Here is a 10,749-nt window from a genome sequence, read left to right as displayed (position 1 = left end):
CACCAACTGGTACGGGTCTTCGCCGTCGACCCAATCCCACACTGCCAGGCCAAGTTCGGCGACGGCTGACCCCTTCAGCGATGCACGCTCCAGCCGCGGCAACACGACGGTCGGTGACCCGGACGCCGGCAGCACCAGCGCCGTGAGCCGCTCGAACGTCTCGGCACGCGACCCAATCAGGTAGCGCAGGTCGTAGCCCGGGGTGATCACCAGGCCGGCCAGGCCGGCTTTGCCGGTCGCGGCGGCCGCCGCGGCCAGCCGTCGAGCATAAACTTCGGCTGCGAAGGCCTCGGATCGGCGAGATTCCATGGGTGGCAGGATAACCGGCATGCCCGCACCACCATCGCCGCTGGTGGTTCGATGAGTGGCGACCCGCGGCGCCCGGCTCCGCCGCGCTTGCGATCGCCGCTGGTACTTCTCGATGGCGCCAGCATGTGGTTTCGGTCGTACTTCGGGGTGCCGTCCTCGATCACCGCTCCAGATGGCCGTCCGGTCAACGCCGTGCGGGGATTCATCGACTCGATGGCCGTGGTGATCACTCAACAGCGACCCAGCCGACTGGCGGTATGCCTGGACCTCGATTGGCGCCCGCAGTTCCGGGTGGACCTCATCCCGTCGTACAAGGCACACCGGGTAGCCGAAACGGAGCCCGAGGGCGAGCCCGACATCGAGGAAGTACCCGACGACCTGACGCCGCAAGTCGACATGATCATGGAGCTACTGGACGCCTTCGGGATCGCGACGGCGGGGGCGCCGAGTTTCGAGGCCGACGACGTGCTGGGCACGCTGGCGGCCGCGGAGCGCAGCGACCCGGTCGTGGTGGTCAGCGGTGACCGCGACCTGCTGCAGGTGGTCGCCGACGAACCGGTTCAGGTTCGGGTGCTCTACCTTGGCCGCGGGTTGTCCAAGGCCACACTGTTCGGGCCGGCCGAGGTGGCCGAAAACTATGGCGTGCCGGCGAACAGGGCCGGTCCGGCCTACGCCGAGCTGGCGCTGCTACGCGGCGACCCCTCCGACGGCTTGCCGGGCGTGCCGGGCATTGGTGAGAAAACGGCCGCGACCTTGCTGGCGCGGTACGGCTCGCTGGAAGAGATCATCGCCGCCGTCCATGACCCCAAGGCGACGATGGCCAAGGGTTTGCGCACCAAACTGCTGGCGGCGACGGATTACATCGACGCTGCGGGCCCGGTGGTGCGGGTGGCTATCGACGCGCCGGTCGCGCTTTCGACGCACACCGACGCGCTGCCCCTGGCCGCCGCCGATCCGGCGCGCACCGCCGAGCTGGCGACCCGATACGGCGTGGGCTCTTCGATCGCGCGCCTGCAGAAGGCGCTGGACGGGCTGTGACCCGCTACTGCGGCCGGCCGACCTCGTAGGTGCCCTTGCCGTCCTGGAAGGTCACTGTCACCTTCTTGGCCGCGCCGTCGATGTTGACGGTGCAGTCGAAGGTGCCACCCTTTTTGACGATCGGGTCCGCGCCGTTGTTGCATTTGACGTCTTTGACATTCTTGGCGCCGTAGCCATTGGTCTCGTCAGTGAGGATCTGCTGCACGCCGGCTTGCGCCTTGTTGACGTCGAGCTTGGTGGTGACGAAGAACCCTGGCTCCCAGAAGCCGAGCACGAGCACGAGCCCGATGACGATCACCGCGAGCGCGCCGAGGATACCGAAGATCAGCCCCTTTGATCCCCTTTTGGCGGGCTGGCCATAGGGCGAGTACTGGCCGGGCTGTCCGTACTGGGCGGGCTGACCGTATTGGCCCGGCTGACCATATTGACCCGGTTGACCCGGTTGACCCGGTTGTCCGTACTGGCCGGGCTGACCGTATTGGCCCGGCTGACCATATTGGCCGGGCTGACCGTACTGACTGGGCTGGCCGTACTGCGGGGTCGCCCCGATTTGGGTGGCCTGCGAGTTGAAATCGGATTGCCCGTAGCCGGGTGCCGACGGGTATTGCGGCGCCGGCTGCTGGTACTGCGGATACTCGGCGGGCGTGTACGCCGGGGCATGCCATGCCGGGTCCTGGTTCGGCGGTGCCTGCTGCTGCCATGGGGATCCGGCAATGGTCGGGTCTGAGGAATGGTCGGCGCCCTGCCACGGCTGGTGCGGGTCTGGCCCCTGCGGTCCGCTCATCGTTGCTCCTCAGTCCCCTCTTCGTCGTCCTGGGCGTGCTGACGCTTGCCGGTCTTACCGTAGCTTCGCCAAGCCTACCCGGCGTCAACTGCGACGACGCCGCGCCGAACGTCATTAATAGCGCGTTTCGCCGTCGCCCGCAGATCGGGCTGCGGGGCGGCGTTGCGAACCTGGTCCAGCAGATCGAGCACCTGTCGGCACCAACGCACGAAATCCCCGGCCGACAGCGGCGAACCGCTGCCCACCTCGTCGGCAACCGCTAAAGCCGCCGACAGGTCACCGGTTCGCGCCCAGCGGTAAATCACGCTGACGAACCCGTCGTCGGGTTCACGACTCGGCGTGATCCGGTGCGTGTGCTCGTCGGCGCGCAACTCGCTCGACAGACGCAGGGTCTGGTTGAGCGCCTGCCGCAGTGCCGGCGTCGGCACTTGGGCGCCGTATGGGGCGCCCGGCCCGTCGCCGCCCCGCGACTCATAGAGCACCGCCGAGACCACCGCCGCCAACTCGGCCGGCTTCAGATTCGCCCAGGCGCCGGTGCGTAGGCATTCGGCGACCAGCAAGTCACTCTCGCTGTAGATGCGGGCCAGCAACCGGCCGTCGTCTGTGACGTCGGGATCGGTGGCCGGTCCCCGCATGAACTCACGCTCGGTGAGCAGCCCGACGATGCGGTCGAATGTCTTGGCCAACGAGTTGGTGGCGTTCGCGACCTTGCGCTCCAGCTGCGCGTTGTCCCGTTCGATGCGCAGGTAGCGTTCGGCCTGACGGATCTGCGGCTCGAGGTCGGGAGTGTGGTGGCAGGGATGACGCCGCAATTCGGCCCGCAACGACGCCAGCTCCGGATCGTGGAACGCGCCGTCCTTGTCCCGTCGGGCCGCCGGAACCACCAACCCTGCGGCCGCCGAGCGCAGCGCCGAGGCCAGATCGCGTCGAACCCGAGGCTGGCGATGCTCGACCCGCTTAGGCAGCGTCATCGACCCGACGGGCTGCGAGGTACCCGAATAGTCGGACGACGAAATCCTTCCCGCCCAACGGTTTTCGGTCAGCACCAGGGGCCGCGGATCGTCGCTGTCGCGGGCGGATTCCAGCACGACTGCCAGCCCGCCGCGACGGCCATGGGTGATGGTGATGATGTCGCCGCGGCGCAGCGCGGCCAGCGCGTCGGTGGCTGCCTGCCGTCGTTGCAACCGGGACGCCCGTGACTGGGCTTTTTCCATTTCCGAAATCCGCGCGCGCATCCGGGCGTATTCGAGGATCGGCGCGTCCGGCCCACCGATTTCGGCCGCAATTTCGTCGAGCAGCTGTCTGCCGCGCTCGATGCCGCGGACCAGGCCGACCACGGATCGGTCCGCCTGGTATTGGGCGAACGACTGCTCCAGCAGCCGGTGCGCTTGTTCGGGGCCCATCTGGTGCACCAGGTTGATCGTCATGTTGTACGACGGCGCAAACGAGCTGCGCAGCGGAAAGGTGCGGGTGGAGGCCAGACCGGCCACCTCGGACGGCTCGCTGTTGGTGTCGGCGGGGTTCCACAGCACCACGGCATGACCCTCGACGTCGATACCGCGCCGACCGGCGCGGCCGGTCAGCTGGGTGTACTCCCCTGGCGTCAGCGGCACGTGCTGCTCGCCGTTGAACTTCACCAGCCGCTCCAGCACCACCGTGCGGGCCGGCATGTTGATGCCAAGCGCCAAGGTCTCGGTGGCGAAGACCGCCTTGACCAGCCCCTCGGCGAAGAGCTCCTCGACGGTGTGCCGGAAGACCGGCAACATGCCGGCGTGGTGAGCCGCCAGCCCGCGCAGCAGACCCTCGCGCCACTCGTAATAGCCCAGCACCGCCAGGTCGGCGTCGTTGAGGTCGCCGCAGCGGTGGTCGATCACCTCCGCGATCTGCGCACGCTCCTCGTCGCTGGTCAGCCGCAGTGGTGAGCGCAGGCACTGTTGAACGGCCGCGTCACAGCCGGCTCGGGAAAAGACGAAGGTGATCGCGGGCAACAGCCCCGCGGAGTCCAGCGTCGCGATCACGTCCGGACGCGCGGGTGGGCGGTAGAAGCGCGGACGGTCGGGCCGTCCCCGGCCGGCACCTCCCCTTCCCGTCTGCCGACGGGGCCCACGCCAGTCCGACATCCGGTCCGCCTCGCGGCGATGGGCGATGTGGCGCAACAGTTCCGGATCGACGCGCGGCTGCTCGGCGGCCTTGCCGCGGTCAAAGCCGTAGTCGAACAGGTCGAAAAGCCGCTTACCGACCAGGACGTGTTGCCACAACGGCACCGGCCGGTGCTCGTCGACCACCACCGTCGTGTCGCCGCGCACGGTCTGGATCCAGCCACCGAACTCCTCGGCGTTGCTCACCGTCGCCGACAGGCTCACCACCCGCACCTCGTCGGGCAGATGCAGGATGACTTCCTCCCACACCGGACCCCGCATCCGGTCGGCCAGGAAATGCACCTCGTCCATCACTACATAGGAAAGTCCTTGCAGCGCAGGCGAATCAGCGTAGAGCATGTTCCGCAGCACCTCGGTGGTCATCACCACCACGGATGCGTCGGCGTTGACGGAAAGGTCACCGGTCAGCAGCCCGATCTTGCCTTTGCCATATCGCGTCGCGAGGTCGGTGTGCTTCTGGTTGCTCAGTGCCTTCAGCGGTGTGGTGTAGAAGCACTTGCCGCCGGCGGCTAGCGCCAGGTGCACGGCGAATTCGCCGACGACGGTCTTGCCGGCGCCAGTGGGGGCGCACACCAGCACGCCGTGACCACGTTCCAGCGCCACGCAGGCCCGCTGCTGAAAATCGTCGAGCTTGAAGGGCAGTTCGGCGGTGAAGCGGGCCAGCTCGGTCACGCCGCGGCCGCTTTGTTGCGCGAGGGTGCGCAGATGTACGCCCAAGCCCGGCGTGTCGCGTACAAACGCGCACCGTCGCGGGGGGGCCGGCGGCGGCAGCGGCGGCTAGGTGACGTCGTCATGGGACCCGGCGGTGACCGACGGCTCGGGTGTCGGGAAAGGTATCGGCGAGGGCGGCTCGATGACCGCGGCTTCGTCGTCGGGAATCGCTGTGGCTTCTCGGGTGGCTTCGCGCTTGGCTTTTCGCTTGTCGTGGAACCGCGCAATCTGGATGGCGAACTCGAGCAGCACTGTCAGCGCCATCCCGAGCGCGGTCATCGAAAATGGGTCCGATCCCGGCGTGAACACGGCCGCGAAGACGAACATCCCGAAGATCAAGCCTCGCCGCCACGCCTTCAGCCGCTGATAGGTCAGCAGGCCGACCATGTTCAGCATGACGATCAGCAACGGAAACTCGAAGCTGACCCCGAAAACCACCAGCAGATTGATCAGGAAGCCGAAGTACCGGTCGCCCGACAGCGCCGTCACCTGCACGTCGCTGCCGACGGTCAACAGGAAGCCGAGCGCCTTGGACAAGACGAAGTACGCCAGCACGGAGCCGCCGACGAACAACAGCGCCGCTGGGATCACAAACGCCACCGCGAAGCGGCGCTCTTTCTTATACAGCCCGGGCGTGATGAACGCCCATAGCTCGTAGAACCACACCGGGCAGGCCAGCACGATCCCGGCCGTCAACCCCACCTTCAGGCGCAGCATGAACTGGTCAAACGGCGCGGTGGCCAGCAACCTGCACTGCCCGTTGGCGCTGATCTCCGCACGCGCGGACTGCGGCAGGGAACAGTAGGGATGCCGCAGCCATTCGCCGAGGCTCTCCAACCCGAAGATCGAATGCGAGTACCAGTAGAAGCCGAAGCTCGTGGTGATCACGATCGCGGCGAGGGCGATGAGCAGTCGAGTGCGCAGCTCGGTCAGGTGGTCGACAAGCGACATCGTCGCGTCGGGATTGGCTCGGCTGCGCCGCTGGCGGGGGTTGAGTTTTTTGAACAGACCGGCTGCGCGCCCTGAAGCCTTAGAACCGTTCACGACGCTCGGTCAATGAGGCCCGGGAACCCGACGGTAGCGCCGGGCTAGGCCGGCCGTGCCTCGGTGTGACCCTGCTCGCTGGCCGGTGCAGGGTCGACCCGCTTGGACTCCACCGGAGTGGCGGCCGGGGCCGGGGTCTGGACGGCGTCGGACTTGTTATCCGTCTGCATCTCACGGATCTCAGACTTGAAGATGCGCATCGACTTGCCCAGCGAGCGCGCCGCGTCGGGAAGCCGCTTTGCGCCGAACAGCACGATCACGACGACGGCGAGGATCGCCCAGTGCCACGGTTGAAGACTGCCCACTTTGATTACCTCCAGACGTTGACCCGATGCTACCGCAGCACAGCGCCGGCGTCGGGGTGCCTGCGCCGCGCCATGGTCACGCTTCGGTGACTAATGCCTGCTCGCGGCTTGTTCGGCGGACTCGTACGCCGCCAAGCCCTTCAATGCCGCATCCCGCACCCGGCGCGCGAGCGACTCCGGTTCGAGCACCTGCACCGCCGACCCGAAACCCAGCACCAACCGTGTCATCCATTCGGCGGAGGCATACGTCATGACCGCCTCACAGGAGCCGTCGGGCAGCTGGCGCAACTCCCGCATCGGGTAGTACTCGAACATCCACGACGCCGACGGCGCCACCCGCAGGGTGGCCGACGGTAGCGACGGGTCGCCGTCGAACAGTGACGTGTCCGGGGGGGCCTGCAGCACCGGCTCGGGCGGGGCAGCGCGTTCGGGTAGCACGCTGGCGTCCACGATCCGGTCGAAGCGGAACAGCCGGACCCCTTCGGCCTCGCGTGACCACGCCTCCAGATAGCTGTGACCGCCGATCAACAGCACTCGGATGGGGTCGACGACCCGGGTGGTCAGCGTGTCGTGCGAGGCGGCGTAGTAGTCGATGCTCAGCGCGCGGTTGTCCTGCACCGCGGTGCGCACCGCGGCTGCCGCGCGGCTCTCGATGGGTGCGGGCTCGGCGATCGCAGTCACAGAGTTGTCGTGTCCGACGGCACCGGCCGCGGCTGCGATTTTGGCGATGGCGCTGCGTGCGGCCAGCGGGTCGACGACGCCCGGAATGTCGCCGAGTGCCCGCAACGCCACCAGCAGGCCGGTGGCCTCCGGCGAGGTCAGCTTGAGCGGGCGGTCGATGCCCGCCGAGAACGTCACCTCGATGGTGTCGCCGGAGAACTCGAAGTCGATGAGGTCACCGGGGTAATAGCCGGGCAGGCCGCACATCCACAGCTGGTTCAGGTCGGCCTCCAGCTGTTTGGCGGACACGCCGAGGTCAGCGGCCGCCTCGGCGCGCGTGATCCGCGGGTTGGCCTGGAAGTAGGGCACCATGTTGAGCAGCCGCACCAGCCGCGTGGACAGCTGAGTCACGCCATGCCCGCTTGAGCGTGCAACCGGGCGAGCACATCGACGCGCAGCGCCTGCGGCGCCAACACGATGGCATCGGCCCCGTAGCCGGTGACGTCACGCGCCAGCTGATCGGACGATCCCACCTCTAGTTCAATCACGTCGCCGTCGCGATCGCCCAATTTCCGTGGACCGACGGTCTTCCCCGCGCGGCGCAGCGCGGTGGCACGTCCGTCGGCGACCCAGACCGTGGCGTGGGTGCCGGTGGGTGTCTCCCCGACCGTCTGGGCCACGATCTTGCGCAGGTCGACGTATTCGGGCACCGTGACCGCGCCGGCCGGGCCGATCGGCCTGACGTCGGCACCGATCCGGGAAAGCCGGAAAGTGCGGGTGTCGTCGCGGTCGCGGTCGTGGCCTACCAGATACCAGCGCCCCTTCTCGGTCACCACCCCCCACGGCTCGACGGTGCGGGTGGTGTACGGCTCGGTGCGCGACGACCGGTGCGGAAACTGCACGGCCTGCCGAGAGTCGATGGCGGACAACAGAATTCCCAGGACGTCTTCGGAACCGCGCAGTCCCGGCAGGCCGGCCGGGGAGGCGATGGCCACCGGCGCCTCGGGATCGACGTCCACACCGGCGGCCCGCAGCTTGAGCAGGGCACCCTGGGTCGCGGTGATCAACTCCGGCGACTCCCACAGTTGGGTGGCGACCGCCACCGCCGCCGCCTCGTCCGCGGTGAGCTCGACGGGCGGCAGCGAGTACGCCTCCCGGTTGATTCGGTAGCCCTCGGTGGGGTCCAGCGCCGACACCTTGCCGACCTCCAACGGAATGCCGAGGTCGCGCAGCTCGTTCTTGTCGCGTTCGAACATCCGGGAGAACGCCTCCGCGCTGGGACTTTCCACATAGCCCGCCACGCTGGTCCTGATCTTTTCCGCCGTGATGTATCCGCGGGTGGACAGCAGTGCGATGACGAGATTTACCAGTCGTTCGACTTTCGAGGTCGCCATAAGCTCCGAGTTACATGCTCGCGATCAGCCGTTTGACCCGCTCGTCGACCGCGCGGAACGGGTCTTTGCACAGCACGGTCCGCTGCGCCTGGTCATTGAGTTTGAGGTGTACCCAGTCGACTGTGAAGTCACGCCCGGCGGCTTGGGCGGCGCTGATGAACTCGCCGCGCAGCCGGGCGCGGGTGGTCTGCGGCGGGTGGTCGACGGCCTCGGCGATCTCTTCGTCGGTGGTGACCCGCGCCGCCAGCCCCTTGCGCTGCAGCAGATCGAAGACACCCCGCCCGCGCTTGATGTCGTGGTAAGCCAGGTCCAGCTGCGCGATCTTAGGGTCGGACAGCTCCATGTCGTAGCGGTCCTGGTAGCGCTGGAATAGCTTGCGCTTGATCACCCAGTCGATCTCGGTGTCCACCTTCGCGAAGTCCTGGCTTTCCACGGCGTCGAGCTGCCGGCCCCACAGGTCGACGACCTGCTCGATCTGCGCGTTGGGCTCGCGGGTCTGCAGGTGTTCGACGGCGCGGCTGTAGTACTCCCGCTGGATGTCCAGCGCGCTGGCCTGACGCCCTCCGGCCAGCCGCACCGGACGACGGCCGGTGACGTCGTGGCTGACCTCACGGATAGCGCGGATGGGGTTGTCCAGGGAGAAGTCGCGAAAGGCCACGCCGGCCTCGATCATCTCCAGCACCAGTGCCGCGGTGCCGACCTTGAGCATGGTGGTCGTCTCGCACATGTTGGAGTCGCCGACGATGACGTGCAGGCGACGGTACTTCTCGGCGTCGGCGTGCGGCTCGTCGCGGGTATTGATGATCGGGCGGCTGCGGGTGGTGGCCGAGGAGACGCCCTCCCAGATGTGCTCGGCACGCTGCGACAAGCAGAACGTGGCGGCCTTGGGCGTCTGCAGTACCTTGCCGGCCCCGCAGATCAGCTGGCGGGTGACCAAGAACGGCAGCAGCACATCGGAAATCCGGGAGAATTCACCGGCCCGCACAATCAGATAGTTCTCGTGACAGCCATATGAGTTGCCCGCCGAGTCGGTGTTGTTTTTGAACAGATAGATATCGCCGCCGATGCCCTCGTCGGCGAGGCGCTGCTCGGCGTCTACGAGCAGGTCTTCGAGAACCCACTCGCCGGCCCGGTCATGGGTGACCAGCTGTACCAGGCTGTCGCATTCGGCGGTGGCGTACTCCGGGTGGCTACCCACATCGAGGTACAGGCGCGCGCCATTGCGCAAGAACACGTTAGAGCTGCGCCCCCAGGACACCACCCGGCGGAACAGGTAGCGGGCCACCTCGTCCGGACTGAGCCTTCGGTGACCATGGAAGGTGCAGGTGACACCGAACTCGGTCTCGATGCCCATGATTCGCCGCTGCACGTAATCGAGGGTACTTGTTGTGTCACCTCGAATGTGGGCAAGCCGCGCGCTTGGACGTGTAACGGAAACGATCGTGGCTCAACTGTGCCCACGATCGAACGCTCGCCAGCACGGCGCGTGATCTGTCGATCGTCAGGGAGCTGGCAGTTGCCGTTTCATGGCGGGACAGATTGCTGTCTGCGATAATTTGCCGGCCGGATCGCGCGTTGGTGAGGGAGGCCGGCGGTGGATGAGGTGGTGTTCGGCCGATACCGGCTGCTAGAGGTCATCGGCCAGGGCGGAATGGGCACCGTGTACCGGGCTCACGACAGCGTCATCGGACGCGACGTCGCCGTCAAAATCCTGTCCCCCCGACCTGGCAACCGAACCCGGCTACCAGGAACGCTTCCGACGCGAAGCCCACGCCGCCGCCCGCCTGGCCGAACCCCACATCATCCCCATCTACGACACCGGTGACATCAACGGCCAGCTCTACCTGGTCATGCCGGTCATCGACGGCGTGGACCTGAGCACCCTGCTTGAGCGCCAGGGACCGTTGCCCGCAGCACGCGCTGTCGGCATCGTCGACCAACTGGGTGCAGCCCTGGACACCGCCCATGCCGCGGGCCTGGTGCACCGCGACGTCAAACCGTCCAACACATTGCTCACCGGCGAGGACTTCGCCTACCTCATCGACTTCGGCATCGCCCACGACGCCTCGGCCACCAAACTGACCCGCACCGCCAAAATACCCCACTAGGACGAGCGGACCGGTGCTCGGTGGGCCTCAGTCGCGGCGCGCCGCTTGCTTGACGAGCCGGACGCGCGAAGTGACCGCGAGCTTGGTGCTGACGTAGCTGAGCTGCTTGTGCGGACTTACTCCGACGCTTCGCCCTTACCATCCGACGAATCGCCGTCCGATTTCGCGTCTTCGGCATCCGACTCCCCCAGCAGCGTCTGCAGCTGGGACCGCCCGATCCGCTTGAACGCCCGCCGC

At 67.3% G+C, this 10,749-nt stretch carries 10 protein-coding genes; 2 read left to right on the top strand and 8 right to left on the bottom strand.

Annotation, left to right across the window (positions count from 1 at the left end; genetic code table 11):
- On the bottom strand, positions 1–309 hold a 309-nt coding region (locus tag JO236_RS18010), incomplete at its 3' end, for an aminopeptidase P family N-terminal domain-containing protein (RefSeq protein WP_293333425.1).
- Between the two features lie 87 nt (positions 310–396).
- Between JO236_RS18010 and JO236_RS18005 the strand changes: the two genes are divergently transcribed.
- Entirely contained in the window at positions 397–1,347 is a 951-nt protein-coding gene (locus JO236_RS18005; protein ID WP_293333428.1) for a 5'-3' exonuclease, read from the top strand.
- 4 nt (positions 1,348–1,351) lie between these two features.
- Here JO236_RS18005 and JO236_RS18000 read toward each other — a convergent pair whose 3' ends face one another.
- From JO236_RS18000 to pafA, 7 genes are all read right to left on the bottom strand, one after another.
- Positions 1,352–2,131 (bottom strand): DUF4333 domain-containing protein, encoded by a 780-nt coding sequence (locus tag JO236_RS18000; protein WP_293333422.1) that lies wholly within the window; start codon positions 2,129–2,131, stop codon positions 1,352–1,354.
- 74 nt (positions 2,132–2,205) lie between these two features.
- Complete coding sequence (locus JO236_RS17995; protein ID WP_293333419.1) at positions 2,206–4,962, bottom strand: DEAD/DEAH box helicase; 2,757 nt, start codon at positions 4,960–4,962, stop codon at positions 2,206–2,208.
- 105 nt (positions 4,963–5,067) lie between these two features.
- Positions 5,068–5,952, bottom strand: coding sequence for a twin-arginine translocase subunit TatC (gene tatC / locus JO236_RS17990; protein WP_293333416.1), 885 nt, complete (start codon positions 5,950–5,952; stop codon positions 5,068–5,070).
- Positions 5,953–6,089: 137 nt separating this feature from the next.
- Positions 6,090–6,350: a Sec-independent protein translocase subunit TatA gene (tatA, locus tag JO236_RS17985; protein WP_293333413.1), complete on the bottom strand. Its 261-nt coding sequence runs from the start codon at positions 6,348–6,350 to the stop codon at positions 6,090–6,092.
- Between the two features lie 90 nt (positions 6,351–6,440).
- Positions 6,441–7,421 carry a helix-turn-helix transcriptional regulator gene (locus tag JO236_RS17980; protein WP_293333410.1) on the bottom strand — a complete coding sequence of 327 codons (981 nt, stop codon included), beginning with the start codon at positions 7,419–7,421 and terminating at the stop codon, positions 6,441–6,443.
- Positions 7,418–8,404, bottom strand: a complete 987-nt coding sequence (locus JO236_RS17975) for a helix-turn-helix transcriptional regulator (RefSeq protein ID WP_293333407.1) — start codon at positions 8,402–8,404, stop codon at positions 7,418–7,420. The genes JO236_RS17980 and JO236_RS17975 overlap by 4 nt, the downstream gene beginning before the upstream one ends.
- 10 nt (positions 8,405–8,414) lie before the next feature.
- The gene (gene pafA, locus JO236_RS17970) at positions 8,415–9,773 is read right to left on the bottom strand and encodes a Pup--protein ligase (protein ID WP_293333404.1); all 1,359 of its coding nucleotides are present in this window, start codon (positions 9,771–9,773) and stop codon (positions 8,415–8,417) included.
- Positions 9,774–10,128: 355 nt separating this feature from the next.
- Here pafA and JO236_RS17965 point away from each other — a divergent pair, with 355 nt between their 5' ends.
- Positions 10,129–10,512: a serine/threonine-protein kinase gene (locus tag JO236_RS17965; RefSeq protein ID WP_323802174.1), complete on the top strand. Its 384-nt coding sequence runs from the start codon at positions 10,129–10,131 to the stop codon at positions 10,510–10,512.
- The last annotated feature ends 237 nt before the right edge of the window (positions 10,513–10,749 follow it).

It is taken from the genome of Mycobacterium sp., from assembly GCF_019247635.1.
Classification (GTDB): domain Bacteria; phylum Actinomycetota; class Actinomycetes; order Mycobacteriales; family Mycobacteriaceae; genus Mycobacterium.
Note: the sequence above shows the minus strand (reverse complement) of the source record. Positions and strands in the feature narration are given on the sequence as shown.